The organism is Candidatus Hecatella orcuttiae, assembly GCF_002009985.1.
GTDB classification, from domain to species: Archaea; Thermoproteota; Bathyarchaeia; order Hecatellales; family Hecatellaceae; genus Hecatella; species Hecatella orcuttiae.
The window spans coordinates 641,595-667,047 of sequence record NZ_MTLX02000005.1; the positions used below are offsets into that span (position 1 = coordinate 641,595).

At 56.6% G+C, this 25,453-nt stretch carries 27 protein-coding genes; 19 read left to right on the plus strand and 8 right to left on the minus strand.

The window, feature by feature from the left end; genetic code table 11:
* Position 1: 1 nt before the first annotated feature.
* Positions 2–655 carry a DUF447 domain-containing protein gene (locus BWM17_RS06365; protein WP_309493100.1) on the minus strand — a complete coding sequence of 218 codons (654 nt, stop codon included), beginning with the start codon at positions 653–655 and terminating at the stop codon, positions 2–4.
* A gap of 237 nt (positions 656–892) precedes the next feature.
* Between BWM17_RS06365 and BWM17_RS06370 the strand changes: the two genes are divergently transcribed.
* On the plus strand, positions 893–1,645 hold the full coding sequence (locus BWM17_RS06370; RefSeq protein ID WP_309493101.1) for a 6-hydroxymethylpterin diphosphokinase MptE-like protein: 753 nt from the start codon (positions 893–895) through the stop codon (positions 1,643–1,645).
* A 110-nt stretch (positions 1,646–1,755) separates the two neighbouring features.
* Positions 1,756–2,013 carry a hypothetical protein gene (locus BWM17_RS06375; RefSeq protein WP_309493102.1) on the plus strand — a complete coding sequence of 86 codons (258 nt, stop codon included), beginning with the start codon at positions 1,756–1,758 and terminating at the stop codon, positions 2,011–2,013.
* 31 nt (positions 2,014–2,044) lie between these two features.
* Here the strand turns inward: BWM17_RS06375 and BWM17_RS06380 are convergent, their stop codons facing one another.
* On the minus strand, positions 2,045–4,432 hold the full coding sequence (locus tag BWM17_RS06380; protein WP_309493103.1) for a DNA-directed DNA polymerase: 2,388 nt from the start codon (positions 4,430–4,432) through the stop codon (positions 2,045–2,047).
* Positions 4,433–4,470: 38 nt separating this feature from the next.
* Positions 4,471–4,941: a ribosomal protein S18-alanine N-acetyltransferase gene (gene rimI / locus BWM17_RS06385; protein ID WP_309493746.1), complete on the minus strand. Its 471-nt coding sequence runs from the start codon at positions 4,939–4,941 to the stop codon at positions 4,471–4,473.
* A 79-nt stretch (positions 4,942–5,020) separates the two neighbouring features.
* On the opposite strand from rimI, the gene BWM17_RS06390 reads away from it, so the two are divergent.
* The 3 genes from BWM17_RS06390 to BWM17_RS06400 all read left to right on the plus strand — a co-directional run bounded on the left by BWM17_RS06390 (position 5,021) and on the right by BWM17_RS06400 (position 7,774).
* Positions 5,021–6,103, plus strand: coding sequence for an mRNA surveillance protein pelota (locus BWM17_RS06390; protein WP_309493104.1), 1,083 nt, complete (start codon positions 5,021–5,023; stop codon positions 6,101–6,103).
* 202 nt (positions 6,104–6,305) lie between these two features.
* A complete protein-coding gene (gene cutA, locus BWM17_RS06395) occupies positions 6,306–6,644 on the plus strand; it encodes a divalent-cation tolerance protein CutA (RefSeq protein ID WP_309493105.1) in 339 nt (112 codons plus the stop codon).
* Positions 6,641–7,774 (plus strand): site-2 protease family protein, encoded by a 1,134-nt coding sequence (locus tag BWM17_RS06400; protein ID WP_309493106.1) that lies wholly within the window; start codon positions 6,641–6,643, stop codon positions 7,772–7,774. Before cutA ends, BWM17_RS06400 begins: the two co-directional genes overlap by 4 nt.
* 108 nt (positions 7,775–7,882) lie before the next feature.
* Here BWM17_RS06400 and BWM17_RS06405 read toward each other — a convergent pair whose 3' ends face one another.
* Entirely contained in the window at positions 7,883–8,215 is a 333-nt protein-coding gene (locus BWM17_RS06405; RefSeq protein WP_309493107.1) for a hypothetical protein, read from the minus strand.
* Positions 8,216–8,405: 190 nt separating this feature from the next.
* Between BWM17_RS06405 and BWM17_RS06410 the strand changes: the two genes are divergently transcribed.
* Positions 8,406–9,350 carry a TIGR00269 family protein gene (locus tag BWM17_RS06410; RefSeq protein WP_309493108.1) on the plus strand — a complete coding sequence of 315 codons (945 nt, stop codon included), beginning with the start codon at positions 8,406–8,408 and terminating at the stop codon, positions 9,348–9,350.
* A 56-nt stretch (positions 9,351–9,406) separates the two neighbouring features.
* Complete coding sequence (locus BWM17_RS06415) at positions 9,407–10,981, plus strand: GTP-binding protein (RefSeq protein ID WP_309493109.1); 1,575 nt, start codon at positions 9,407–9,409, stop codon at positions 10,979–10,981.
* Between the two features lie 25 nt (positions 10,982–11,006).
* Here the strand turns inward: BWM17_RS06415 and amrS are convergent, their stop codons facing one another.
* A complete protein-coding gene (gene amrS / locus BWM17_RS06420) occupies positions 11,007–12,107 on the minus strand; it encodes an AmmeMemoRadiSam system radical SAM enzyme (RefSeq protein WP_309493110.1) in 1,101 nt (366 codons plus the stop codon).
* Positions 12,108–12,228: 121 nt separating this feature from the next.
* Between amrS and psmA the strand changes: the two genes are divergently transcribed.
* The 7 genes from psmA (at position 12,229) to thiD (ending at position 17,721) form a co-directional block, all read left to right on the plus strand.
* A complete protein-coding gene (psmA, locus tag BWM17_RS06425) occupies positions 12,229–12,972 on the plus strand; it encodes an archaeal proteasome endopeptidase complex subunit alpha (protein WP_309493111.1) in 744 nt (247 codons plus the stop codon).
* Positions 12,969–13,658, plus strand: coding sequence for a ribosome assembly factor SBDS (locus BWM17_RS06430; RefSeq protein ID WP_309493112.1), 690 nt, complete (start codon positions 12,969–12,971; stop codon positions 13,656–13,658). The genes psmA and BWM17_RS06430 overlap by 4 nt, the downstream gene beginning before the upstream one ends.
* A gap of 49 nt (positions 13,659–13,707) precedes the next feature.
* On the plus strand, positions 13,708–14,418 hold the full coding sequence (gene rrp4, locus BWM17_RS06435; protein ID WP_309493113.1) for an exosome complex RNA-binding protein Rrp4: 711 nt from the start codon (positions 13,708–13,710) through the stop codon (positions 14,416–14,418).
* On the plus strand, positions 14,402–15,154 hold the full coding sequence (gene rrp41 / locus BWM17_RS06440; protein ID WP_309493114.1) for an exosome complex exonuclease Rrp41: 753 nt from the start codon (positions 14,402–14,404) through the stop codon (positions 15,152–15,154). Before rrp4 ends, rrp41 begins: the two co-directional genes overlap by 17 nt.
* Before the next feature lie 3 nt (positions 15,155–15,157).
* Complete coding sequence (gene rrp42, locus BWM17_RS06445; RefSeq protein WP_309493115.1) at positions 15,158–15,970, plus strand: exosome complex protein Rrp42; 813 nt, start codon at positions 15,158–15,160, stop codon at positions 15,968–15,970.
* An 8-nt stretch (positions 15,971–15,978) separates the two neighbouring features.
* Positions 15,979–16,245 (plus strand): 50S ribosomal protein L37ae, encoded by a 267-nt coding sequence (locus tag BWM17_RS06450; protein WP_309493116.1) that lies wholly within the window; start codon positions 15,979–15,981, stop codon positions 16,243–16,245.
* A 120-nt stretch (positions 16,246–16,365) separates the two neighbouring features.
* On the plus strand, positions 16,366–17,721 hold the full coding sequence (thiD, locus tag BWM17_RS06455; RefSeq protein WP_309493117.1) for a bifunctional hydroxymethylpyrimidine kinase/phosphomethylpyrimidine kinase: 1,356 nt from the start codon (positions 16,366–16,368) through the stop codon (positions 17,719–17,721).
* Here the strand turns inward: thiD and BWM17_RS06460 are convergent.
* Both BWM17_RS06460 and BWM17_RS06465 read right to left on the minus strand, forming a co-directional pair.
* A complete protein-coding gene (locus BWM17_RS06460; protein ID WP_309493118.1) occupies positions 17,699–18,349 on the minus strand; it encodes a bifunctional precorrin-2 dehydrogenase/sirohydrochlorin ferrochelatase in 651 nt (216 codons plus the stop codon). The two genes, thiD and BWM17_RS06460, sit on opposite strands and share 23 nt — an antisense overlap.
* A 43-nt stretch (positions 18,350–18,392) precedes the next feature.
* Positions 18,393–19,580: a radical SAM/SPASM domain-containing protein gene (locus BWM17_RS06465; RefSeq protein WP_309493119.1), complete on the minus strand. Its 1,188-nt coding sequence runs from the start codon at positions 19,578–19,580 to the stop codon at positions 18,393–18,395.
* Between the two features lie 127 nt (positions 19,581–19,707).
* On the opposite strand from BWM17_RS06465, the gene BWM17_RS06470 reads away from it, so the two are divergent.
* Positions 19,708–20,178, plus strand: coding sequence for an AsnC family transcriptional regulator (locus tag BWM17_RS06470; protein WP_309493120.1), 471 nt, complete (start codon positions 19,708–19,710; stop codon positions 20,176–20,178).
* Positions 20,179–20,198: 20 nt separating this feature from the next.
* Positions 20,199–20,666: a siroheme decarboxylase subunit beta gene (gene ahbB, locus BWM17_RS06475; protein WP_309493121.1), complete on the plus strand. Its 468-nt coding sequence runs from the start codon at positions 20,199–20,201 to the stop codon at positions 20,664–20,666.
* Here the strand turns inward: ahbB and BWM17_RS06480 are convergent.
* Entirely contained in the window at positions 20,659–21,738 is a 1,080-nt protein-coding gene (locus tag BWM17_RS06480) for a radical SAM/SPASM domain-containing protein (RefSeq protein WP_309493122.1), read from the minus strand. The genes ahbB and BWM17_RS06480 overlap by 8 nt on opposite strands.
* Positions 21,739–21,930: 192 nt before the next feature.
* On the opposite strand from BWM17_RS06480, the gene hemA reads away from it, so the two are divergent.
* Genes hemA through hemL form a run of 3 tightly spaced genes read left to right on the plus strand, consistent with a single transcriptional unit; the run spans position 21,931 to position 25,452 of the window.
* Positions 21,931–23,253 carry a glutamyl-tRNA reductase gene (gene hemA / locus BWM17_RS06485; protein ID WP_309493123.1) on the plus strand — a complete coding sequence of 441 codons (1,323 nt, stop codon included), beginning with the start codon at positions 21,931–21,933 and terminating at the stop codon, positions 23,251–23,253.
* A complete protein-coding gene (gene hemB, locus BWM17_RS06490) occupies positions 23,222–24,178 on the plus strand; it encodes a porphobilinogen synthase (protein WP_342766506.1) in 957 nt (318 codons plus the stop codon). Before hemA ends, hemB begins: the two co-directional genes overlap by 32 nt.
* Positions 24,175–25,452: a glutamate-1-semialdehyde 2,1-aminomutase gene (hemL, locus tag BWM17_RS06495; protein ID WP_309493125.1), complete on the plus strand. Its 1,278-nt coding sequence runs from the start codon at positions 24,175–24,177 to the stop codon at positions 25,450–25,452. Before hemB ends, hemL begins: the two co-directional genes overlap by 4 nt.
* Position 25,453 lies beyond the last annotated feature (1 nt).

Genomic DNA, 25,453 nt, shown 5'->3' on the forward strand with positions numbered 1-25,453 from the left:
CTTAAAGGCTCGCTCCGTGTCCTCGAAGGACTTCTACAAGCTCCTCCATGAGCTTCTCTTTATCGGTCTTGGGAGCGGTTCTCCCCACCAGCTGCCGGTAGTGGGCGATGAGGGCCAGCAGCCTTCCCGCTTTCGTCTTCTTTCCCGTCTTCAGAAGGAAGGCCACCCTGGTGGCGTGGATGATGCTTTCGATGAGGGCGAAGGTCGCCCGGCAGTAGGCTTTAGGGCCTGAGGTCAGAGTTCGAACTTTCTCCACTCTGCAAAAGACAGAGGCTCTCTCCCGGTTTTCTCCCTGAATGTCGACGACGGAGGCCTCCAAGTAGGCGTCAGAGTCCCTCAGCCGCGGGGCGTTCACCTTCTCCGCTTTCTCAAACCACTCCGGGGGGATGCTGATGCTGGGTTTTTCTCCTTTGAAGGCGGTGTGGAAGAAGATGCGGGGGTCGGCTGTCAGGTTGACGACGCAGTGGCGGCGGCTTCGGAGGTTTCTGAAGGTCTGGGTGTCGGTGAACGGTCTGATGACCAGTTTCCCCCCCTCATCCAAGGTGACGCCCATGGGCGCGGCGGCGGGCTGCCGGTTGGGGTTGTAGGTGGAAACCACCGTCTCCACAATGAGGCCGGGGGCGAAGCCCAGCCTCAGAAGCCGTTTTTCCATCATGGATTTACATGGGGGCCTGTGGAATTTAAAGCCCCCTCCGCCTAGGAGCCGCCAAAACCTACCATCCCCCTGGGGGAATGCGTTTTCCGCTTTCCTGCGCTTCGGTTACAACGGTGAGATATGGTAGTATGTTTTCCCACCTTTTTTTTTTCAGCAGGTTTATTTCGGTTCGCAGGGATGTTCCCTTAAGGTTTCCTCCGGAGGCAGAAGCCCCGAAGCCTTGGGTGTCTCCGACACATGGACTACCGCCGCTGGTATCCTCGGTATCGCCGCATAGCCCAAGCCCTGGGTCTAAGTGAAACCCACGACCAGCAGGCAACCGGCCTCCTCGCCAGCCTCATCCGGGGGAGAGCTCTACGCCCCGAGGCTGTGCGCCGGAGGATGGCAGGCCGGAGGGTGGTGGTGCTGGGGGCGGGGCCTTCTCTGAAACTCGACTTGGAGAGGCTGCGGGAAGCCGGCCTTCACAGGAGTAGCTTCCTCGTTTCAGCGGACGGAGCGACCACGGCTCTGCTTGAAGCCGGCTTCACTCCTTCCTTGGTGGTCACCGACTTGGATGGGAGGCTGGAGGACATAGCGGAGGCTGGGAGGCACGGCGCCCTTTTGACGGTTCACGGCCACGGTGACAACATACCTGCTTTGAAGAGCTGGGTGCCTAGGATTGAAGGCCTCATCCTCGGAACCACCCAAGTTAAGCCGGAGGGGGAAGTCTACAACTTCGGAGGCTTCACCGACGGGGACCGAGGAGTCTTCCTAGCGGAGGAGATGGGCGCTAGGGAGATCATCCTAGCCGGCATGGACTTGGGAGAGCGGGTTGGAAGGTTTTCGAAGCCAAGCCTTGCCTCCGACGTGCCTGCCTCCCTGGTTAAAAGGTTGAAACTTCGAATAGCCAAGGAACTTCTGGAGTGGCTCTCCACCTGGGCTGAGGCTGAGCTTTGGAACTTCACCTCCGGGGGGGAGGACATCCGCGGGTTTCCTAGGCTGAAAAGCTAAAGCCCTCCCGGATGAGGCGGTGCTCCGGTGGCCCATAGTCTCAGCGGAATCCTCTTCTTCTAAGGTAACTGTTAAAGCTTGGGAGCCCCATAAAAATTAACGGTGAAACCATGGAAGGAGAATGGCGTGAAGTAGGCCGGGTGGTTCATTATTATCCGAAGATCGGAGTGGCCGTCGTCGAGCTGACGGGGGAACTCCGCGTGGGGGACAGGATCGCCTTCAAAGGCAGCACCACCAACTTCGAGCAGCCTGTGGAATCCATGCAGATAGAGCACAAGGACGTGCAGACGGCCCAAGCAGGCCAGTCCATAGGGCTTAAGGTGAAAGAAAGAGTCAGAGAACGCGACCTCGTCTACAAGCTGGCTTAACACCCTCCAGCCGGGGATTCCCAGCGCCTTTTCAGCCCTCGGGGAAGAGGGTTACCTGACCTTTCTTCTTCACCGCTCCAGCCTCTCCACCCTTCAACTGGTCTTCGGTGATGTTGAAAATTTGGAGAACCCTCAACGTAGCGGGAACTATCTGGTTGTCCACGTAGTAGTCCACGTCCAACCGGTCCGGTTCGGCTAGGAAGTAGGGAACCGCCCTCTGGTAGAGTTTCCCCTCCCCCCGGACGATGAGGTAGCCGACTTTGTCCCCGTAGGTCAACTTCCAACCCTTCTCCCTGAGCTTTTTCGCCGCTTCCACGTGAGGAGCCCTCACCTGGTATTCCTCCAAAGGCTTGGTGATGGTCTTCCAGATGATGAGGTCCTCCACGTTGAAGACTCCCCGCTTGAAGTCGAAGATGCGGCTGCGCACATATTCCACCGCCTTCTCCGGAAGCTCCTCCTTCAAGAGGATTTCCACCACTTTTTCCTGCACCTGCTTGGAGGCTTCACACCAGTCCCCCCGGGCTACCTCCAAACCCACGATGTCAACCCTCCCATCGGAGAGGAGCCCCGCGTACCTCTTCTTAGCCTCGGTGAACAGGACCCGCCGGTAGATGACGGAAGGCCTGATCTCCAAGCCGATTTCCCGGTTTACCCATTCCAGAAACTTCTTCACCTTGGCTTCCTCGTATTTCACGAAGACGCTGTCGGTGTCACCGTAGACGACCTCCAGCCCATGCTTCCTCGCCGCGGCGATGGTGTCTTGGATGGTCTTCCTCCCCAAGGCCGCTGTGGCTTCGGCTACTTGGCTCAGGAACCAGCGGGCGCCCCTCCAGCCGCAGTAGCCGTAGACAGCGTTGGTCACCACCTTGACGCTCTTCTGCCGGGCGTCCAGCAGCTTGTAGTTGAAGCTTCGGGGGTTCAACCCCTCCATCTTGCCGCGGATGTCCGCCCGGGCCTTCATCAGCTCCTCCAACACCTGCTTGTAGAACCCCGGGGGCTCCCTTCGAAACCGGTGGCCCACCTCAGGGGTGACGTAGGCTCCCCCGGGAGGCTCGGGCTCTTCGGGGTCTAGGTAGGTGTCTGGGGAGAGGTTGTACTTGATCATCAGATTGGGGTACATGGCTGAGAAGTCGAACACTGCTATGTCCCTGTGAAGCCCGGGCTCCGGCTCCAGCACGGCGCCTCCCTTGTAGGGGTAGTAGGGCTGCTCAACCCTCTTGGGAATCAGTTCTCCGAGGGTCAGGGCCTTCCGGGCCAGATACCAGTCTACTCTGAACCCCACCGCCGCGGAGCCCACGTGGTCCGCGGGAAGCCCTATGAGGTTGGAGAGCTGGAAGGCGAAGGGAAGCATCGCCTCCGAAAGACCCATCACCAGCCGGGTGTTCTGGACGCAGGCCTCCACCAGTCCCCTCCTTTTCTCCCGGTCTTTCCAGAGTTTACTGATCTCCGTCTCCGGGAGGTGGGGGGCCTTTTCAGAGCCCTCTACGCCCAGAAACCTAGCCACATTCGCGAGGGTTTTGACCTTCACTTCCGGTATGTCTTGGGCGAAGTCTTGGAGGTCCACGTTCGCCCGGCCGACGACGGACACGTGGCCGTAGAGGCTGGTGTGAGGTTCTCCTCCTGTCCTGTCCAAAGCCAGCTTGACTCCGTGTTTCCCGCATCGGTGGAGCAGATAAGGGAAGTCCAGCCTGTTGGAGCCGTAGCCCACCAGCACGTCGGGGTCGTAGGCTTGAACATGCTGGACGAAGGATTTCAGGAGGGCTCCGTCGTCGAATTCCTCCACCTGAAAGGTTTTCACCGCTCCCTCACCGGTGAGGGTGGAAAGCACCAGCACAGGGTCTCTTTCAGGGTTGGGGGACCCTATCTCCGAGTGGTACACTGCTGAAAAGGCCAAAACCCTAAGCTTCGGAATGTCCAGCCTCTCCAGCATCCGCGGCTGCGACTTGGCCGAGTAGGCGGCTTTCACCTTGACTCCAGGAGGAGGGGTGATCTTCTCCCCGTCCACGCTCAGCCAGCCGCAGGGCTTGAGGTCTCCGTGGAGAAGATACTGGGATGAAACCCTGAAGTCGTCGTGGAGAACGTCCTTCACCAAGGGGTTTTTGGCCAAGACCTTAGGGTATTTTTCTAACGCTTCCTGGCCTACGACCTCAACCCTCACAGCCTTAAGCTCTCTGCCGAAGTATTTTTTTCTCTCCACTTCCACGGCGACGAGGTCGGAGGCCTTGATGTTTTTCCTCGCCGCCTCGGCCACTTTCTCTGCGTCCTCCTCTCGATGGGGGAGAAGGTAGAAGGAGGGGTTGAAGCCTCTGTCCGCCACCAGAACCCGGTTTCCCGCTTCGTCCACCCCCCACATCCTCACTTCGGAGCCGCCGTCGACTGTCTCGTGGTTTACGTCCAGCAGCCAAAAAGAAACCTTCACGCCTCAGCCACCCGGAGGGAAGAATGAGGCCTCGAGAACTATAAGTTTTCTGTGGCGGAAGGTGGCTTGAGGCGCAGGGACATCACCAGGGCGTTTTCCCCGTCCTCGTAGTATTTTTGAAGGATTTTCCTAGGCTGGAAGCCTAGGGACTTGTAGAGGCGGATGGCAGCCTTGTTGCTTTCTCTAACCTCCAGCAAGACCTCGTCGACATCCTTGTTTTTGAGGGTTTTCACCAACTCCGCCATCAGCCTCCACGCTACCCCCCGCCGCCTGTAGTGGGGGTGAACGGCTACGGAGACCAGCCGGGCTGTGTGTCTTCTCTCGACGATGGACGACACGTAGCCTATTATCCTCCCTTCCCAAACAGCCACTAGGAAGCCTTCAGGGCTGAGGGTCATCAGGTTTTCTAGGAGACTCCTAGGGTAGGCGTCTTTAAAGGAGGCTTTCTCTATTTCCACAATCCGCCCTATGTCCTCCGCCCGCACCGGCCTAACTTCGACGCTCGGCATGGCTTCCACGGGCCTTGAAAGGCAACGTACATATATGAAGGTCTGAAGCTTTTATTTCCTCTACCCTGAGGCAGCCTCCATGAAGGTGCTCAGCTTCGACGCGAAGAAGGGAACAGCCGGCTTGGCCGTGGAGACGCTGGACGACCTTTGGCACCTCTACAACCTAATCTTCCAAGGGGACATCCTCTACGCCAAGACAAGCCGGGAGATCAAAGGAGCCAACGAAGGGGCGAGGCCCAGCTGCGGGCGGAGGGTATGGATGACCTTAGGCATCAGGGTGGCCGACGTAGCCTTTGACAGGAGCACTAACAGGCTGAGGGTGCGGGGTCAAATCTTGGAGGCGCCTGAGCGCTACCAAGGCCTCAAAGGAGCCTACCACACCATAACGCTTCTTCCCCACAGCCTCCTCAAACTCGTCAAAGAAAAATGGCCCCCCTACCAGCTTGACCGCCTCAGAAAAGCCTCTCGCGCCGAAGGGCGGCCCTTCATCGTGGTGGCAGCCGACGACGAGGAAGCCTGCGTCGCCGTGGTCAGGCGGTTCGATGTGGACGTGAAATTCGAGGTAGCCGCCCGGCTGCCGGGGAAGAGGGAGGCGGGCAGGAGAAGGGGTGCCCTTCAAAAATACTTCGAGGAAGTGTCCAGAGGCTTGGGTGAGGTTTGGAAGTCAATCCGGGGGCCCATAGCCGTCGTCGGCCCGGGTTTCATCAAGGAGGAGCTCGCTGCATATGTGAGGAAGCATCCAGCCCTCCGGCCTCCTCCTAGGATAAGCCTCTTCTTCGCCAGCACCGGCGGCTTGGCGGGGGTTAAGGAAGCCTTGAGAAGCGGGGTGCTCCTCAGGTTCTTCAAGGAAAGCCGCCTCCTCCAAGAGGCAAGCTTGGTGGAGAAGTTTCTAGCCCGCCTCTCCACCCAAGGGAAGACCGCTCTCTACGGGGTGGAAGACGTGGAGAACGCAGCGCGCCGCGGGGCTGTGGAAGACCTGATGGTCGTTGACACCTACCTGCGAGGAGGCTCCGACGAGGAGCGGCTTCGCTTAGAGGAGGTCATGAGGGAGGTGGAGAGGAAAGGCGGAAAAGTCACCATCCTCAGCTCGGAGCATGAAGGCGGCGAAAAAATCCTCTCCTTCGGCGGCGTAGCCGCCTTGCTCAGGTACCCGCTGTGGTAGATTTGAAGGTTGGAAGCTGGAAGGTAGCCCGCTGTGAAACGGCGTTAACCCTTTCTCAGTGTTATGCCATTATAACATGGAATTATTCAGAGCAGCTTCAACCGTGCTGTCGGTGAGGGTTGTTGCGCTTTTTCCGCGGAGAGGGAGAGTCCTTAAAAGTTAGGAAGACGCTGTGTTATGAAAATTTCAGGGGAAGACCTCCATGGAAGCCATCGTAGTCTACACCACCACCTCCAGCGTGAAGGAGGCTAGGAAGATCGCCCGCCACCTCCTCCGGAGAAAACTGGCAGCCTGCGTGTCTATCCTAGGCGGTGTGGAGTCGAATTTCTGGTGGAAGGGAAAACTGGACAGGGAAAAAGAATGCATCCTGATGGTTAAAACCCTGAAGAAACACTACCCCTCGGTGGAGAGGGAGATAAAAAAAATCCACTCCTACGAGCTCCCTGAAATCATCGCCTTCAAAGCATCAGCCGGGCTTCGGGATTACCTAACGTGGATGGCCGAAGCCGTGGAGGCTGGGCCTCCAGAGGAAAAAGGATGAGCATGAACGCTGGGCTGACGGGGCAGGGAAACCTGCTGATTCTGCTTTTCCTCCTAGCTTGGCTTCTAATATACTCCTTGGGAAGCCGGTTTAGGCTGAGGGAACGCGGCTTAGACATCAAGCCCTTCATCCTCATCCTCAGGACTAAAAAAGTCAACGGGCTTCTGGAACTCCTAGCCGGCAAGCTCAGACGCCCCCTGCCCGTGATGAGCAACATCTCCTTGGTCCTCGGGGTCGGCTTAACAGCCTTCGCCACCTACATTTTCGTGAAAAACCTTTACTCCTTCTTCTTCCGGGTGGAGGAAGCTTTCCCCATCTTCCCCGCGGTGCCGGTTCTGACCATCCGGGAAACCCTGCCCTACTTCCTCCTCTCCGCCGGCATCATCATCCTCGTCCACGAATTCGCCCACGGCGTGGTGGCGAGACATGAAAAAGTCGACGTCAAATCCGCGGGCATAGTCCTCCTAGGCTTGATTCCCGGCGGTTTCGTGGAGCCTGACGAGGAAAGCTTCAAAAAAGCGGAGAGGGAGAAAAAGCTCAGGATCCTAGCCGCAGGCTCCTCAGCCAACCTAGTCTTCGGCCTGCTCATGATTCTCCTCATCGTCGCTCTCTTCCCCCCAGCCGGGGTCATGGTCAACCAGGTGGTGGAGGAAAGCCCCGCGGCGGAGGCAGGGCTTCAAGCCGGAGACATCATCAAATCCGTCAACGGTGTTCCCACTTCTCACCTGGAAGCTTTCCGGAGGGAGATGGAGAAGGTTTCAGTGGGCTCCACCGTGGTGCTGAGGGTTGAATTCCACAACGGCACCCAAGCCGACTTGGCCGTGGCCACCATGGGGGCGGAGGACGATGAGACCCGGGCTATCGTAGGCATCTACCCCTCCAACTACGTGAGGTTCATGAACTACTACTGGGCTGTTTTCTGGGTCCAAGTCTGGTCCATCAACATCGCCATCTTCAACATGCTTCCCATCTACCCGCTGGACGGAGACGGCTTCTTCTACCATCTTGCGGAAAAATACGTCGGGCAGAGAGCCCGGCTTCTCCGCGTCGGCCTCACCGGCTTCTACCTTCTCCTCCTCGGACTGAACATCACGCTGACATTTATGAGGTTCGGCTTCATATCCATATAAAATCCTTTGCTTTGTTCACCCAAACCGGATGGCTGCCATCTTTCCCTCACCCACGAAGAATAAAGGACGTAGAATGATACTTGGAAGCTTCTGGCTGAAAGTAGGAAGTCAGATTCCGAGCGTTTTAAGCGTGGAAACGAATTTTTCGGGGTTTTTAACCGACATGACCACTTCTTTCCAGTAGCTTCCTCTTCTCCTGATCTCTACACTTCTCCCGTGGTGGATGGCGAAATATAGCTTCTTTCCAAAGGGATTCAGCCTGAGCCCCCAGCCCACATACCAAGGGATTCCCTCCAAGACCCTAACCTCTTCTATGTCTGAAAGGGGAATCACATGCCTGTAAGGCCAGAAATAGGCCTCTACACCGTCTTCATAGATTCTGAAAGAGCTTGGAAAGAGCAGTCGATAGGATTTCTCCTCGTAGATCAACTTCCCCGTCAAACCATCCCACTTCCACGAGGCTCAAGAATGGTCGAGGCTTCGTAACTTCCCGTCGACCACCCTGTGTTTACTGACCCACCATCCAATAGTTTTTCCTAAGACTGAACGGATAAAACTTTATTTCAGCGCCGGAGATGAGATATACGCGCCTTCAACATGAGTTTGCGAAGTTGAGTTCCCCCGGAGGAAGATGCTTCTGTTCTGCAACAAGTGCGGGAGAAGCCCCCCTGTCTTTTTCCGCCCTTACTCAGGGGAGCGGCTGTGCAGGGGATGTTTCCTCCGCTCCGTGGAGAAGCAGGTCCGCCAGACCGTTTCCAAATACCGCATGTTCAGGGAGCAGGACAAGATAGCCGTCGCCCTGTCCGGGGGGAAGGACAGCCTGGCCCTCCTTTACATTCTCCACCGGATTGAGAAAAACTTCCCCAAGGCCCGGCTCTTCGCCCTCACCGTCGACGAGGGCATCCCCCACTACCGGGAGGAAGCCGTGAAAAACGCCCGGAAGGCCTGCGAAGAATTGAACGTGGAACATGTGGTAGTGAGCTTCCGGGAGCTCTACGGCTTCACCCTCCAAACCCTAGCGGAAAAAATCAAAGACATCCGAGGGGAGATGACCCCCTGTTCCTACTGCGGAGTCCTCCGGCGGAGGGCTTTGAACAAGGTCGCCCGAGAAATGGGCGCCGACAAACTGGCCACAGCGCATACCTTGGACGATGAGGTTCAGACTATGCTGCTCAACCTAGTCCACGGCGACATCCGCCGGATTTCGAGGGTGGAAGCCGTCACCCCTGGGGCTGAGAAGCTGGTGCAGAGGGTGAAGCCTTTCAGCGAGGTTCCTGAGAACGAGGTCGCCCTCTACGCCTACCTGAAGGGCGTTGACTTCCAATCTTCCATCTGCCCCTATGCGCCCCAAGCCTTGAGGACGGAGGTCAGGGAGTTTGTAAACCGGCTGGAGGCTAGGCATCCTGGCTCCAAGTTTAAGCTCTACCGCTCCTTCGAGAAGCTTAAGCCCGCGGTGAAGGCGTCCTTCCCATCCCAGCTTTCTCAGTGCCAACTCTGCGGGGAGCCGGCTTCTCAGCCCCTCTGCGAACCCTGCCGCCTCCTAGAAAGCCTGAGGGCTAAGTTCCCGAAGCTTTAAAAATCCAAAAAACAATCTTCCATGCACACGGGAAAACGTTGAACACGGTTTGAAACATGCAAGGGGAAAAGCCTCAGGGCAACGTAGAATACAAACTCAGGCTGGTGGACGTTTCCCCGGAAAGGCTGGATGAAATAGCCACCCAGCTGAAGTACCGGCTTGAAGAAGGCCTGGGGGAAGCCATCTACGAACTCGGAGTCATGGACGACGGGGAAGTCGTGGGGCTAAACGGCCGAGACCTAGACGAAACCCTGCGAACACTGGAGAAGGCGGCTAGAAAAATCAACGCCAAACTCACCCTCATCCGCAAAGTCAGCGGGAAAATAGGTGAAGCCTGCGAGGTTCTGATTCGGAGGACCAAGGAAGCAGGCAGCTTCCCCATCTGGCTCTACATCCCCGTCCTGGGAAACGTGGACTCTGGGAAATCCAGCCTGGTAAGCGTTCTGACGACCGGGGAGCTGGACGACGGCAACGGAGGCGCCATGGTGAAGGTAGCCCGCTACCTCCACGAAATCAAGATGCGGAGAACCTCCTCGGTTTCCTCTCACCCCCTAGGCTTCGACGAGTCTGGGAACACGGTGAACTACTCTTCCGCCTCCCCCTTGGACGAGGCGGAGATTTTCCTCAACTCCAGCAAGATCGTGGACTTTGTGGACTTGGGCGGGCATGAACGATATTTTAAGACTACCCTCCGCGGCATCATGGGCCACCAGCCTGACTACTGCCTCATCACCGTGGCTGCGAACACGGGGATCAAGCCCATGACGGTGGAGCATCTGAAGGTAGTGGTGGGCCTAAGGCTTCCCATGATCTTCGTGATAACCAAGGCGGATTTGGCTCCGCATCTTCTGGAGAAGACCCTGAGGGACATCCAAAGCCTTGTGAAGCTTCCCAAGGTCAACGCTGTGCCCTTCCCCATCAGAAACTTCGACGACGCCGTGGTGGCCTCCAAGGTCATGCCCTGCGGCCGAGTGGCCCCTATCTTCACCATCTCCAACGTCACAGGCCGAGGAATAGACCTCCTCCGGGTTTTCCTCAACCTTCTCCCCCAGCGAACCCGGTGGGTGGAGCAGGCTAACAGGCAGTTTCTGATGTACGTGGACGAGGTTTTCAACGTGCGAGGCGTAGGCCCGGTGGTCTCCGGGTTGGTCATGCAGGGAGGCATCTCCGAAAACGACTACGCCCTCCTCGGACCCTTCAAGGACGGCAGCTTCAGAAACGTGAGGATAAAATCCATCCACCTCAACAGAACCTTTGTAGACTGCGCGGTTGCGGGGAACGACGCCTGCCTAGCCTTAGCCGGGATCAGAGTGGAGGAACTCCGGAAGGGTATGGTTCTCCTCAGCGTTGAAGCTAAGCCCAAGGCGGTGACTGAGTTTGAGGGGGAAGTCTTCATTCTCCACCACCCCACCACCATCCGCCCGGGCTACCAAGCGGTGGTGCACCTTCACACCGTCCGCCAGGCTGCGGAGTTCGCTGAGATCCACGGCAAGGGCGTGCTGAGAACCGGGGACTGCGGCAGGGTTAGGTTCAGCTTCCTCTACAACCCTGAATACGTGGTGGAGGGGCAGAACTTCGTGTTCAGGGAAGCCAACGCCAAAGGCATAGGCGTCGTAAAAAAGATACTTTAAACCGCCCGGATGCCGGCTGGCTTCTTCAGCCTCCGAAGCCCTGAGCTTCCCCCACGATGGGAATCTCCCACCCGCACCGGGGGCATCTCTTCTCCTTCGAAACCTTGTACTTGCAGACGGTGAAGCCGAATCTCTCGATGAGCAGCTCCCCGCAGCCGGGGCAGTAGGTGTTCTCCCCCGGATGGCCTGGCACGTTGCCTAGGTACACATACCGGACGCCCGCCTTCTTAGCCGTGCGATAGGCTTTTTCCAACGTCTCCACCGGGGTCCTCGGCCTATCCGTCATTTTGTAGTCAGGGTGAAAACGGGTGAAATGGAGAGGCGTGTCAGGCCCTGCCTCCTTCAGATGCTGTTCTATCAGCTCCTCCAAGCAGTCTTCACTGTCGTTTAATCCGGGGATCACTAGGTTGACTACTTCCACGTGCATTCCCAGCCTCTTGGCTTTCCCCACGTTTCTCCAAACAACCTCCACATCGGCGCCGCAGTAACGTCGAACCGCTTCCCCGCCGCCTTTCACGTCGAATTTGATGGCGTCCATTCCCGCGGCCTTCAGCATCTCCAAGGCCTCTCCGGTCATGTAGCCGTTGGAGACATAGGTGTTATAAAGGCCTCTCTCTCGCGCCAGGGGGAAGACGTCGAGGCTGTATTCGAAGAGCAGGGTGGGTTCGTTGAAGGAAATCGAAGTACCCCGGCATCCTTCGCGAAGGGTCATTTTCACAAGGGTTTCAGGGGCGACGTAGCTGGCTCTAGCCGGGTTTGGGGGGTATTTGCTGATGTCGCTGTTTTGACACCAAGGGCAGGCGAAGTTGCAGCTCCATGTGCCGATGGTTAAAGCCGAAGTTCCCGGCCAGAAGTGGAAGAAGGGCTTCTTCTCGATGGGGTTGGCTGACAGGGAGGATATGTCCCCGTACACCAGCGTGTAAAGCTTCCCCGCCTTGTTCCTCCTAGTTTGGCAGAAGCCGTCTTCGCCGGGGGTGACGATGCATCTTCTCTCGCAAGTTCGACAGCGGACTTTGTTGTTTCCCACCTTGTCGTAGAGAACTGCCTCCCGCACGGTGGGGTAGAGAGGAGCCTGCTTCTTCATGGGCTTCAATAGTTTAGGCGGGAAACTGGGCTTTAACTCCATCGTCTGCTCCGAAGTCCCCGCAGGCTTGTGAGAGGGGGGAAAAGTTTTAATTTTGCAAGTATATTGATTGAGAGAGAAGGATAGGAAAAGATGGGAATTGAAATTTTGAGAGGTGTGTAGTATGGGTTTTGTTCCTCCAAGTGCTTACGACCGAGCTATAACTGTCTTCTCCCCCGACGGCCGAATTTTCCAGGTGGAATACGCCTTTGAACCTGTTAGAAAGGGCACAACCGCCATTGGCATGGCTTGCAACGGCGGGGTTGTGCTGGCTGTGGAGGAGAGACCTTTCTCCGTGCTTCAAGACGTCAACGTGCCTCAGAAGCTGTTTCAAATAGATGAGCATGTGGGTGCAGCTGTGGCCGGGCTGATGGGTGATGCGCGGATAATGGTGGATCAGGCTCGCATCTACGCCCAGTCCAACAGGTTGATGTACGATGAGCCCATAGGCATCGAGGTCCTGGGGAAGCGGGCTGGAGATATAGCTCAACTCTACACGCAGCACGCTGGGGTCAGGCCTTTCGGGGCTTCCATCATCTTCGCCGGCATCGACAAAACCGGCAGCAGGGTTTTCCTCAGCGAGCCCAGCGGAGCCTACTGGGGCTTCAAAGCTGTGGCCATAGGCGCTGGGGCTGATGTGGTTAAGCCCATTCTGGAGAAGGAGTACCGGGAGGACATGAACTTGGATGAGGCGGCAGCCTTGGCTCTTTACTGTCTCTCCAAGGTGATGGAAGGTAAGCTTGAACCTTCCAAGATTAAGATGGCTTTTGTGGATAAAGAAACCAAGAAGTTCAGAATCCTCTCCTGGGAGGAGATTGAAAAATACGCCAAGAAGGCGAATTCTTTCAAGGCAGCGGATAGGGGATGAGCCAAAAGTACACCGTGGCAAGGCTGGTTTTGGGCGGAGACAGGTTTGAAATAATGGTACACCCTGACAAGGCCATGGACTACAAGCTGGGTAAGCCGGTGAGCCTCTCGCAGATTCTCATAAGTGAAACGATCTTCAAAGACGTAAGCAAAGGGGAGCGGGCTTCCGAGGAAAAACTGAAAAAGGCTTTCGGCACCCTTGACTCCCAAGCCGTCTCCAAGGTCATCCTGGATAAGGGAGAGCTTCAGTTCACCGCCCAGCAGAGAAGACAGCTTATTGAAGATAAGAAACGGCAGATAGTAGCCTTCATCTGCAAATACTGCGCCGATCCCAGAACAGGGCTGCCTCATCCCCCCCTCAGGGTGGAGCAGGCCATGGGTCAGGTCCGCGTGTCCATCGACCCCTTTCGAAGCACCGAGGAGCAGGCTAAGGAGCTCATCCAAGCCCTCCGCCCCGTGCTGCCGTTGAAGATGGAGATGGTCTCTGTGGAGGTTAAACTTCCGCCACGCTATGCCCCCGCAGCCTACGGGACTCTGAAATCCTTCGGCACCATCAAACAGGAACAGTGGACCTCCGACGGCTCGCTGGTGGCGGTGGTGGAGATGCCTGTAGGGCTTCACGGCCCCTTCTTGGAGAAGCTGGGAAACCTGACAAAGGGCTCCGTGGAGAGCAGGCTTTTGAAATAGTTTCGTTGAATGTTCGTGTTCCCTTTATGGTTTAAGAGAGGAGTTTGAAATGGCTGTTCTGGTGGAAAAAAGACAGCTGGTCACGCCGGGAGAGCCTCTGGCTGAAGGGGATTTCATCGCCGGGGAGAACAGCTACCAGTCTGAGGGGAAGATTTACTCCCAAAAGCTGGGGCTGGCGGAAATAGATGGGAAAAAAATCTCCGTTGTGCCGTTGAAAGGCCCCTACATGCCGGCGGTGGGAGACTTGGTGGTGGGACAGGTGGTCGATGTGAGCATGGGCGGCTGGCATGTGGACATCAACGCCCCCTATACGGCTATCCTCCCGATTTCCGAAGTTAAGGGTAAACCCTTCGGCCCCCGGTTGGAGGCTCTCACCCGCATCTTCGGAATAGGCGAAATTCTCGTCTCTAAGGTCATCGCCTTCGACAGAACCCGAGACCCGGTTATAACCATCCAAGGGCCCGGCTTGGGAAAAGTCCGCGACGGGGTGGTTGTGGGGCTGACTCCCACCAAGGTTCCTAGGCTTATTGGGAGAAAAGGTTCCATGATAAGCATGATAAAACGGGAAAGTGGCTGCGAAATCGTCGTCGGCCAGAATGGAAGAATCTACATCAGCGGCAGAAACCCGGAGAAGGTGGAACTTGTTATCAGAGCTGTCAGGATGGTGGAGGAGCAGGCTCACACCACGGGGCTGACAGACCGAATCAAAGCCTTCTTGGAAGCTGGAAAAGAGGTGAAGACGGATGAAAAGCAGCCGTAAGTTGATCGATGAGAACGGTTTAAGGGTGGATGGAAGACGGTGGGATGAGCTGAGGCCTGTCAAGATGGAAGTAGGCCTGCTGGCCAACGCCAATGGCTCCAGCTACATCCAGCAGGGGAAAAACAAGATCATGGTAGCCGTCTACGGGCCGAAGGAAGCTCACCCCAAGCATCTGGGAAACCCGGACAGGGCTATCATCAGATGCCGGTTTCACATGGCTCCCTTCTCCACCGAGGAAAGGAAATCCCCAGCTCCCTCCCGCCGGGAGGTTGAGCTTTCCAAGATCATAAGAGAAGCCTTGGAGCCCGCTGTGTTCTCCGAGTATTACCCCCGAAGCATGATAGACGTGTTCATCGAAGTCCTGGAGTCGGATGGGGGAAGCCGGTGCGCTGGGACCATGGCTGCATCTCTCGCCCTAGCCGACGCAGGCATCCCCCTCAGGGATTTGGTCGCTGCCTGCGCCGTGGGGAAAGTGGAGGGACAGATAGTCTTGGACTTGAACGATGTGGAGGATAAAGAGGGGGAAGCCGACATGCCTGTGGCTGTCATCCCAGCCCTAGGCAGAATTTCCCTCCTCCAGATGGATGGGCAGTTCACCGAGGAGGAGTTTGCGGAAGCCTTGGAGCTGGCTCAGAAAGGCTGCCGGAGTCTCTATGAAATCCAGAAGCAGGCTTTGAAGCAGAGGTACCTCCCGGAGAAGGAAGCCTTAGAGGCTGAGGAGAAAGGAGGGAAGTGAAGCATGTCCATAACCTCTCAAGCCGAACCTCTGGCTAAGATTCGAAGCAAACAGATGATGGAGCTTCTCGCCTCAGGGAAGAGGATCGACGGGCGAGACCTTCTCGCCCAGAGGGAAATCACACTGGAAAGGGGAATCATAGAGAAGGCGGAAGGCTCAGCCTCCGTCACCTTGGGAAACACCCGGGTGCTGGTGGGGGTTAAAATCGAGGCTGGGGAACCCTACCCTGACACGCCAAACCAAGGGGTCCTAACCGTCAACGCCGAGTTCGTCCCCTTGGCTCACGAGTTCTTCGAGCCCGGTCCTCCTAATGAGAACTCTATCGAGCTTGCTCGAATAGTGGACAGAGGCATCCGGGAGTCTAAGGCTGTGGACTTGGAGAAGCTGGTCCTCACCCCCGGCCGCCTTGTGTACGTGGTCTTCGTAGACATCTACATTCTCAACCACGACGGAAACTTGGTGGATGCCTCCGAGTACGCTGCTTTGGCTGCGCTTCAACAAGCCAAGCTGCCCAAGGTTGAAGTCGGGGAGGACGGTGAAGTCAAGAGGACGGGTGAATTCGAAAAACTGCCGGTGGTGGACACGCCTATATCCGTGACGGTGGCGGAGATAGACGGCAAACTTCTGGTCGACCCCAACTTGGAGGAGGAGAACATGGCGCAGGCTAAGGTAACCATGACGCTGACCAAAGATAACAAGCTTTGCGCTGTCCAGAAAAGCGGAGCCGGAACCTTCGCCTTCAACCAAATTCTTGAATGCTTCAAGATAGCCCGAGAAAAGTCTTCGGAGATTCGGAGAAAGTTTTTCGAGGAGTAGCTGAAACCATGGGGCGAACGAAAAAAGTAGGAATCGTCGGCAGGTTCGGAGCTCGAGGCGGCTCCAGCCTCAGGAAGGCTCGGGCTAAGATTGAAGAAGAAGCTAAAAGCATCTACGAGTGCCCCCAATGCCTCCGGAGGGCCGTGAAAAAGTTCAGCGTGGGAGTTTGGAAATGCTCTCGATGCGGCTTCACCTTTGCAGGCGGAGCCTATAAGCCCTCCACCAAGCTGGGGGAGACGGTGAAGAAAGAGAGAGACCGTCTTCTGAAACATTAGCTGCGTTCTCAAAACACTCAGTCCAGCTTCTCCACCTGCGAGAAGAAGAGTGCGGCAGCTCAGCGGTCGAGCTAAATAGCTTCCCTGCATCCTTATCTTTCAGGAACCGGAGGATTATCCATGCGTCCTGAGAGAAAACTTCCCGTCGCCCTCACCATAGCGGGAGTGGACAGCTGCGGAGGCGCAGGGGTAGCCGCTGACCTTAAAACCTTCTCCGCCCTAGGAGTCCACGGCGCCTGCGCAGTCACAGCCTTAACAGCCCAAAACACCCGAAGCGTCGCTGAAATTTCACCCGTGGAGCCTAGGTTTCTGGAAAAGCAGCTGGAAACCCTCCTGGCAGACCTGAAGGTCAACGCCTTCAAGACCGGCATGCTCCCCAGCCGGGAAACCGTGGAATGCGTCTCAGATTTCATGGAAGACGGCCGGCTGAAAAAGGCCGTGGTGGACCCTGTTTTCAAGGCGACCACCGGGAGACGGCTGTCGGCTGAGGACGCTGTGGAAGCCTACGCCCGAAGGCTTCTCCCCCAGGCAACGCTGGCCACTCCCAACCTCTGGGAGGCAGAAAAACTCTCAGGGGTCAGAATAAAAAGCCTCCGAGAGCTGAAGAAGGCGGCTAGAAAAATCTCCGACCTAGGGGTGAAAGGCGTCGTGATCAAGGGAGGCCACCTCCGAGGCGGCAAGGCCGTAGACCTCCTCTACTGGAAGGGAGAATTCGCAGTCTACCCCAAACCTCGGCTTCCCGTCTCCCTGCACGGGGGAGGCTGTGTTTTCTCAGCCGCCCTCACAGCCCTGCTGGCTAAGGGGCTGGAGCCCTGGAAGGCGGTAGAGGAGGTGGAGGCCTACATTCATCCCCTTTTCCAGTTCGGCCTCCAGGTGGGAAGCGGCTTGAAGGTGGTGAACCCTCTGATTCCCCTCTACAACGAAGCTGAAAAAGCCGCTGTGGCGGGGAACGTGGATGAAGCCCGGTGGAGGATTGTGAAGGATAAGAGGTTTCACCCCTTCATCGCCCAGGTAGGCAGCCAAGTGGCCATGGCGCTGCCCTATCCCACCTCCACAAACCATGTGGCCGCCGTGGAGGGAAGAATCCGGAGGGAGGGCGGTGAAATCAAAGCCTCAGGCCCCGTCAGATTCGGAGTCTCCACCCACATGGCCCGGCTCATCCTAGCCGCCACTCAGTTGGGGTCCTCCAAGAGGGCGGCTTTGAACCTCCACTACCACAGAAGACTGCTTCAAGCCTTGAAGAAGGCGGGAATGAAAACGAGAAGCTTCAACCGGCGGAAGGAACCCGGCCCTGTGAAAAAGGTGGAAGGAAGCACGCTGCCCTGGGGCCTCCGGACGGCTGCTCTCCGGGCGGGGGAAGTGCCCGACGTCCTCTACGACTTGGGGGAGAAAGGCAGGGAGCCGATGATAAGGGTGCTGGGGGAGACAGCGGTGGAAGCAGTGGAGAAAGCGTCTAGGGCCTTAGAGTTTTTATGACTTCTTCCGCCCGCTTTTTCGCCTCCCCGAGCCTCCGTCTTCTCAGCAGCTGTTTGACGGTTTTGTCTCTGATGATCCTGTAGAGCAAGCGGCGTTTGGAGTCCTCCCCTAAACTCATGCCTTTCAGCCGGGTTCTCACATGGTTTTGAAGTTTAACCTGCAAGAGGTCTTCCGGGGTTATAGTCTCTTCCACTCTTTTACGGAGAATCCTAGCCATGGCAGGGCTTTTCCCCCGAGTGGACACGGCTATCCTGAAGTCCCCCACCCTAGCCACCGCCGGGGTGATGAAATCGCTCACCGAAGGATTGTCCACCGCGCAGACGAGAACCCCGAGCTTTTTCGCCTCCCCCACCACAGCCTCGTTGAGGCAGCGGTCATCGCAGGCAGCGAACACAACGCTGGACTGAGCCATCACCCTGCGGAGTTTGGGGAGATTCTTTTCCACATCAAGCTCTACCAGTTTGACTCGCCCAGTTTCCCCCATTTTTTTAAGGCGGGGAGTGAAGTCTCTGCTGGCTATCACGACCTTCGCCCTTTCTTCCAGAGAATTTTCAGCCTTCCTTTCGCCGACTTTCCCGCCGCCTACTATGAGGACAGTTTTCCCGTCCAGCTTCAAGTCGATGAGCACTTTCCCTTCCTCCCGCAGTTCAAAGCCTAGGATTCACTCAGCCTTAGTGGACGCCATCGTAGAGGCAGGAGGGGTCTTCAGCCTGCAAGTCGCCGTATTTCACGTAGGCCCTCACCCGGCAGCCTCCTCCGCAAAGCTCTTTGTAGGGGCATAGCCCGCATTTCCCCTTCAGGTTTTTTGTTTTACTTCGGAAGGCTGAAAGAACAGGGCTGTCGCTCTCATTCCAAAGCTGGCTGAAGCTTTTTTCCTTTACGTTTCCGATCCTCAACTCTCTCAGCTGGGCGAATTGGCAGGGATAGACGTCTCCCACAGCGTCCACGTTGGCAACTCTGTCCCCCGCGCTGCACGCGTCTCCCATAAACTGGAGAAGCCTAACGGCGCCTTCGTACTCCGGCGAGTTCTCCTCCCTCATTCTATTCAGCAAGTAGACAGCGTCTTGAGGGGCGTCCACCGACAGGATTTCCATGCGGCTGGGGCCAAGTTCCTTCGCTTTCCTGTATAAGACATCTAAAACCCAAGCTGTTTGGCTGCGTTCCAGTTCTCTGCGGGTGAAGTTCACCTTACCTCTGCCGCTGGGAACAAGCCAGTAGAGGCAGAACCTAGGCACCTCCAACCGAGCGGAGAGGTCGATGAGGGAGGGGAGTTCATGAAAATTAAACTGGGTAACGGTAACTCTCACCCCACACTTCAATCCCACCCTGATGCAGTTTCTCAGGGCTTGCACAGCCTTCTGGAAGCTTCCCGGCTGCCCCCTCATGGCGTCGTGGGTCTTCTCGCTCGCGCCGTCCAAGGAAATTCCAACATACTCGATTCCTAGGCTCTTTATTCTCTCCGCCGCCTTCTCCGTTATGAGGGTGCCGTTGGTGCTCAGCGCTGTCTTCAAGCCCCTCCGCCGGGCGTAGCTGGCGATTTCCCAGAAGTCCTCCCTAACCAAGGGTTCCCCTCCGCTGAACATGAGGAGAGGGACTGGAATCTGGGAAAGGTCATCTATGAAAGCTTTAGCCTCATCCAGCGACAACTCCCCCTGCCTCCGCGCCGAGGGCCCTGCGCTGAGGTAGCAGTGGCTGCAGGAGAGGTTGCATTCATTCGTCATGTTCCAGAAAACGAGAGGTCGCCGGGTTTCGGTGAAGGCCAGAAACTTGCTCGGCTGCAGGTGAGGCGGCTGTGTGCGATGCTTGATAACCTCGCTTACCACACCCTTTCCGTGCAGAAGCTCGGTGAAACGAATCAAGGCCTTCTCCTTCTTTCCTTTTTTTTCAGATGTTCTCCGTTTAGGCCTCCTCTTGTAGGTTTCCATTCAGCCAGCCGATAGCTAATATAGGAGTCGTTTTTCCTCCTATTAAAGGAGAACCCTACGCATGGTCACCCTCGACAAGACCGACAGGAAACTGCTTCAACTGGTGCAAGACGATTTTCCCTTGGTGGAGAAGCCTTGGGCTGAGGTTGCAGCCAAACTCGGTGTGGGAGAAGAGGAAGCGATCCGCCGTGTAAAACGCCTCCTTAGAGAGGGGGTGATATCTAGGATCGGTCCTATCATCGACGCGAGGAAGGTGGGTTTGAAAGCTTCGACGCTAGTCGCTGTGAAGGTGGCTGAGGGTGAAGTTGAAAGAGTAGCTCGGATAATCAACGGCTTCAAGGAAGTTTCTCACAACTATGAAAGGGACAACGCCTACAACCTGTGGTTCACCGTGACAGCCCGTGATGAGGAGGAGCTGGAAAAGGTTCTTAAAAAGATAAAGAGGAAAACAGGGATTAGAGAAGATGATTTCCTAGAACTCCGCTCCCAACGTGTCTTCAAAATAGGTTTGAAGTTCAACTTCACGGAATAAGCCGATCTCGGGATGAAAATATGGACAGCATAGACCGGGAGATACTGTATCTGCTTCAAGAAGGTTTACCTCTATCCAGTGAACCCTTCGCCCTCATAGCCGAGAAACTGGGAATAACCCCCGGAGAAATCCTATCCCGGCTGAAGCTTCTGCGGGAAGAAGGTGTCATCCGAAGGTTCGGAGCTTCCCTCAGGCCGCCGAAGGTGGGAATATTGGCTAATGCCATGGTCGCTTGGAAGGTGCCCTCCGGCCGTGTGGAAGCCGTGGGAACGGCTCTCTCCCGCTTCCCAGAAGTAACCCACTGTTACGAACGCCGGACGGTGCCGGGAAAATGGGACTACAACCTCTACACAGTTGTCCACGGCCCCAACCAAGAGACGGTGCGAAGACTGGTAGCCCGCATGGCGAAGAAGACGGGGATAAAAGACTTCATCATCCTCTTCAGCACAAAAGAGTTCAAGAGGGCGAGTGCGGGGAGGATCACCTGAATTTTTTCGGCTGGTAGACGCACCAAGGCTCCTCGGCCAAGTAGTCTCCCTCCAGCCCTGTGGGCGCTCTCAAGCCTCCGCAGACGTCGGTGAAGTCGCGGGTTAACCCATAGGCGCGAGCCCGGCATCCCCCGCAGATGTCCCTGTAGTCGCAGACGCCGCATTTTCCCTTCAAATTGTCGAAGTTTCGAAGTTTCTTGAAGACCTCGGAGTGAAACCATATGTCCTTAAAGCTTTCTCTCCTCACGTTGCCGGCTTCCACAGGCAGGTAGGGGCAGGGAGTGACTTCCCCCGTGGGGTAGATTCGGCAGTACCAGAGCCCGGCGATGCAGCCGCGCCCCCACCTCTTCAGCTCCAAGCCTTCCTGTTTGGCTATGCGCATAAACTGCGGCGCGCAGGTGGGTTTCACCTCAAAACTGTAGCCGCCTTTCTTCCCCAGGAGCTTCCTTATCATTTTCTCATACTCAACCGGCGAAAGGTCTTCCAGCTCTCTTCCCCTGCCCGTGGGGACGAGGAAGAAAAGATGGAAGTCGCTGGCTCCCAGCTCTTGGGCCAGGTTTAAAATGTCTTCGATTTCCCCGTAGTTATCCTTGGTGACGGTGGTATTAACCTGCAGGTCGATTCCATGGCGGAGGCTGGCCTTTATCCCCCTGACAGCTGCCTCCCAAGAGCCTCGGAGGCCTCGGAACCTGTCATGCTTCTCAGGGTTTGCTGAGTCCAGGCTGACGGCTATCTTGGATATTCCTGCCTTCCTCAGCTTTTCCGCGATGATGTCGGTTATGAGAGTGCCGTTGGTGCCCATGACAACCTTTAGGCCCTTTTCCGTCCCCCAGCGGGCAAGCTGGAAGATGTCATCCCTCATCAAAGGCTCTCCGCCGCTGAGGATGAGGATGGGTTTGCCTACTTCAGCGATCTGCTCAATCAGCCTCCGTCCTTCCTCGGTGGTTAAGGCTCTGTCGTCCACCCGCTGCTGGGCGTCAATGTAGCAGTGGGCGCATCTCAGGTTGCATTTGAAGGTGGTGTTCCAAGATATGAGGCGGGGTGTGAAGTTGTAGACCATGGCTGAGAGCATCCTTGAAAGTTTTAAAGCCTCTGAAGGTATGCCTTCCTTTAGCTTGTTTTTTTGGGTAACATGTAAAAAAGTTTTTGAGTAATAAGGCTTTTTCTACAGCTGATTTTTTGGAGAAAACTTATTAGAGAAACCGCCCATCTAAGTATCGCCGCAGCATTAAGGAAATCTTCTGTTAAGGATGGGTTCGGGGTTTTGAGGATCCTCAACCTCAAGGCTACATACAAGAGAGCGTCCATACCTTTGCTTGAGAAACTCACTTTCCAAGATCCTCAAAAAGCCATAAAGAAAATACGGGATATCGAAAACGTGGCCGAAGCTGTAATCCTCCAAACCTGCAACCGGGTGGAGATCTTCACCGCAGCCCAAAACCCTGAAGCCGGAGAAGCCGTCGGCGAGTATTGGAGGAAAGAAGTCAACGTCGAGAAAGAGAAATTTTACAGCCTCATCGAAGCAGCTTATGACACTGAGGCTATAACCCACCTTTTCCGGCTGGCTTCAGGCCTTGAGTCCATGGTAATCGGGGAAGCTCAGATCCTCGGCCAGGTTAAAAAAGCCCTCCAAGAAGCGAAGAGAAACGACACCGTAGGCCCTCTGCTCGAAAAAGTTTTCACCAAGGCGATCAAGACGGGGGGTCGAGTTCGCCTTGAAACCAGCATAGGCCGAGGTGCTGTTTCCATAGGTTCGGTGGCCGTGAATTTAGCAGAAGAAGTTCTCAACGGCTTGGAAGGAAAGAGGTTTCTCATCCTAGGAGCTGGGGAAACCGGCACATTGGTGGGGAAAGCTCTCGCAGCCAGACGGCAGGCCGCGGTCATCGTGGCCAACCGAAGTTATCCCCGCGCCGTCAGATTGGCTCGGATGCTGGGCGGTCGAGCTGTGTCCTTCAGTCAGCTGGGGAAATTTCTGGCTGAAGCCGACGTGGTGGTGGTCGCCACCTCAGCGCCCCACCCAGTGTTAAGGCTGTCAGCAGTGGAGGAAGCTCTCAGGAGGAGAAGTAAGGCGGAGAACCCCCTGCTCATCATCGATCTTTCCCAGCCTAGGAACGTGGACGCCGAGATAGCCCGCCTTCCGGGGGTTCAACTCCACAACATCGATGACCTCCAAAAACTTGGGGAGGTAAATCTTAAAATGCGCGCCGCAGAGGTGGAAAAGGCTGAAAGGATTGTTGAGAGGGAGGTTAAAAATTTGGAGTCAGCTTTGAGGCGGGAAACCGTGGAGCCGGTGATCTCAGCCCTCTACAGCAAGGCTGAGGAAATTCGGAGAAAAGAAGTGGAAAGAGCTCTCAGGATGCTGGGTGGAGGAGATGGGCGCTGGCGGAGGTTTCTCGAGGACCTGTCCCGTGAACTTGTTGAGCGGATTTTTCACTATCCTGTTCAAGCCTTGAGGAAGGCTGCTGAAAAAGACCAAGCTGCCTTCATCTCGGCGGTTCAGGAGCTCTTCAACCTAAAAGCCGGAGGGGAAACCCGTGGTCTTCCCAACGCTTCGCATGAGAAGGTTGCGAAGGACATCGAAGCTTAGGCAGCTGGTAAGGGAGACGGTTCTGACTCCCAGCGACCTAGTTTATCCCCTCTTCGTGGAAGAAGGCCTTGAGAAGGCTAGGCCCATCGAAAGTATGCCCGGCCAGTTTCAACTCCCCCTCAACAGGGTGGCGGAGGAAGCGGAGGAAGTTGCCTCCCTCGGAATCCCCGCCCTCATCCTCTTCGGAATCCCCAAAACCAAGGACGACTGGGGCTCCTCAGCCTACAGCCCCCAAGGCATCGTCCAGCAGGCGATAGGCGAGATAAAGAGGGCGATGGGCGACAGGCTTGTGGTGGTGACGGATGTCTGCCTCTGCCAGTACACAAGCCACGGGCACTGCGGCATCCTCCAAGGGCAGGAGATGGTCAACGACGCCACCTTGGAGGTTTTGGAAAAAGTCGCCCTCAGCCACGCTCGCGCAGGAGCCGACGTGGTGGCTCCCTCAGCTATGGTGGACGGTCAAGTTCAAGCTATCCGAAAGGCCTTAGACCGGGAGGGCTTCGAAAACGTGGCCATCATGGCCTACTCCGCCAAGCAGGCGTCCAGCTTCTACGGCCCCTTTAGGGAAGCCGCCTACTCGGCTCCAGCTTTCGGTGACAGGAGAAGTTACCAGATGGACTACGCCAACTCCGACGAAGCCTTGAGGGAGGTGGAGCTGGACGTAAAGGAGGGAGCGGACATCGTCATGGTGAAGCCGGCTCTCCCTTGCTTAGATCTCATCCACCGGGTGAAGACCGCGTTCCGAATGCCCACCGCCGCCTACAGCGTCAGCGGAGAATACTCGATGATCAAGGCGGCGGCTGCGAGAGGCTGGGTGCATGAGAAGGCGGCGGTGCTTGAGGTTTTAACCGCCATCAAGAGAGCTGGAGCCGACATCATCCTCACCTACCACGCCAAGGAAGCGGCTGGGTGGCTGAAAGAATGAAGACGTCCAAAAGCTTCTACGAGAAAGCTAAGGGCCTCATGCCCGGAGGCGTCAACAGTCCTGTCAGGGCTTTTGAGCCCTACCCCTTCTTCACCGATCACGCTGAGGGGTCCAGGCTTTTCGATGTGGATGGGAACGCTTACATCGACTACTGCATGGCCTACGGACCCCTTCTGCTGGGACATGCTCCCTCGGAGATTGTGGAAGCCGTCCGCCGGCAGCTGGGGAAGGGGACGATGTACGGGACTCCCACTGAAGCCGAGGTGGAGCTGGCGGAGCTCCTAGTTGAGGTTGTTCCCTGCGTTGAAATGGTTAGGGTGGTGAACAGCGGAACCGAAGCCACCATGCACGCCCTCCGGGTTGCCCGAGGCTGCACTGGAAAGGATAAAATTGTGAAGTTTGAGGGCTGCTACCACGGCGCCCACGACTACGTCCTCGTCCAAGCCGGCTCCGGGGCTACTGCCTTCGGAGCGCCCACATCCCTAGGGGTTCCGAAGGACTCCGCCAAGAACACCTTGGTTGTGCCTTTCAATAACCTAGGCGCGTTGGAAGAGGTTGTGGAGAAAAACCAAGGGGAAATCGCCGCGGTCCTCATGGAGCCGGTGGTGGGGAACGCGGGGGTCATCCTTCCCAGAAACGGCTACCTTCAAGCGGTCAGAAGGCTGACGGAAAAGAACGGAATCATCCTCATCTTCGACGAGGTGATCACCGGGTTTAGGCTTGCCTTGGGAGGAGCTCAGGAATACTTCCAGATCACACCCGACATGGTGACCTTGGGGAAGATCATGGGGGGCGGTTTCCCCATGGCCGCCTTCGGAGGGAAAAAAGAGCTCATGCAGCTTGTCTCCCCGGTGGGGAAAGTCTACCAAGCCGGAACCCTCAGCGGCAACCCCATCTCCGTGGTGGCAGGGCTTACAATGTTGAATATTCTAAGAGAGAAGAAAACCCTCATCTACAGCCAACTGGAAAGGCAGGGCGACGCCCTCAGAAAAGGACTCTCCGACCTCGCCGAAGACCGAAAAGTGCCGGTGCAGGTGAACGGTTTGGCCTCCATGTTTCAGGTCTTCTTCACCCCCCAGCCTGTCTTCGACTACAAGGCGGCGCAGAGTTCGGATAAGGCTAAGTTTCAACGCTACCACAGAAAACTGATGGAGCGGGGAGTGTTCATTCCCCCCTCTCAGTTTGAAACATGTTTCCTCTCCACCGCGCACAGCGAGGAGGATGTGGCTGAAACCTTGGAGGCGGCAGACGCGGCTTTTCAATCACTCCGGTAGC

Bases quoted from the DNA above. Each gene is read 5' to 3' on its own strand.
- rrp42 (WP_309493115.1), top strand. From the start codon at position 15,158: ATGTCCATAACCTCTCAAGCCGAACCTCTGGCTAAGATTCGAAGCAAA.
- BWM17_RS06415 (WP_309493109.1), top strand. From the start codon at position 9,407: ATGCAAGGGGAAAAGCCTCAGGGCAACGTAGAATACAAACTCAGGCTG.
- BWM17_RS06470 (WP_309493120.1), top strand. From the start codon at position 19,708: ATGGTCACCCTCGACAAGACCGACAGGAAACTGCTTCAACTGGTGCAA.
- BWM17_RS06430 (WP_309493112.1), top strand. From the start codon at position 12,969: ATGAGCCAAAAGTACACCGTGGCAAGGCTGGTTTTGGGCGGAGACAGG.
- ahbB (WP_309493121.1), top strand. From the start codon at position 20,199: ATGGACAGCATAGACCGGGAGATACTGTATCTGCTTCAAGAAGGTTTA.
- rrp4 (WP_309493113.1), top strand. From the start codon at position 13,708: ATGGCTGTTCTGGTGGAAAAAAGACAGCTGGTCACGCCGGGAGAGCCT.
- cutA (WP_309493105.1), top strand. From the start codon at position 6,306: ATGGAAGCCATCGTAGTCTACACCACCACCTCCAGCGTGAAGGAGGCT.
- BWM17_RS06400 (WP_309493106.1), top strand. From the start codon at position 6,641: ATGAGCATGAACGCTGGGCTGACGGGGCAGGGAAACCTGCTGATTCTG.
- hemL (WP_309493125.1), top strand. From the start codon at position 24,175: ATGAAGACGTCCAAAAGCTTCTACGAGAAAGCTAAGGGCCTCATGCCC.
- hemB (WP_342766506.1), top strand. From the start codon at position 23,222: ATGAGAAGGTTGCGAAGGACATCGAAGCTTAGGCAGCTGGTAAGGGAG.
- BWM17_RS06370 (WP_309493101.1), top strand. From the start codon at position 893: ATGGACTACCGCCGCTGGTATCCTCGGTATCGCCGCATAGCCCAAGCC.
- BWM17_RS06410 (WP_309493108.1), top strand. From the start codon at position 8,406: ATGCTTCTGTTCTGCAACAAGTGCGGGAGAAGCCCCCCTGTCTTTTTC.
- BWM17_RS06375 (WP_309493102.1), top strand. From the start codon at position 1,756: ATGGAAGGAGAATGGCGTGAAGTAGGCCGGGTGGTTCATTATTATCCG.
- BWM17_RS06365 (WP_309493100.1), bottom strand. From the start codon at position 655: ATGATGGAAAAACGGCTTCTGAGGCTGGGCTTCGCCCCCGGCCTCATT.
- BWM17_RS06450 (WP_309493116.1), top strand. From the start codon at position 15,979: ATGGGGCGAACGAAAAAAGTAGGAATCGTCGGCAGGTTCGGAGCTCGA.
- BWM17_RS06390 (WP_309493104.1), top strand. From the start codon at position 5,021: ATGAAGGTGCTCAGCTTCGACGCGAAGAAGGGAACAGCCGGCTTGGCC.
- thiD (WP_309493117.1), top strand. From the start codon at position 16,366: ATGCGTCCTGAGAGAAAACTTCCCGTCGCCCTCACCATAGCGGGAGTG.
- psmA (WP_309493111.1), top strand. From the start codon at position 12,229: ATGGGTTTTGTTCCTCCAAGTGCTTACGACCGAGCTATAACTGTCTTC.
- rrp41 (WP_309493114.1), top strand. From the start codon at position 14,402: ATGAAAAGCAGCCGTAAGTTGATCGATGAGAACGGTTTAAGGGTGGAT.
- BWM17_RS06480 (WP_309493122.1), bottom strand. From the start codon at position 21,738: ATGCTCTCAGCCATGGTCTACAACTTCACACCCCGCCTCATATCTTGG.
- amrS (WP_309493110.1), bottom strand. From the start codon at position 12,107: ATGGAGTTAAAGCCCAGTTTCCCGCCTAAACTATTGAAGCCCATGAAG.
- rimI (WP_309493746.1), bottom strand. From the start codon at position 4,941: ATGCCGAGCGTCGAAGTTAGGCCGGTGCGGGCGGAGGACATAGGGCGG.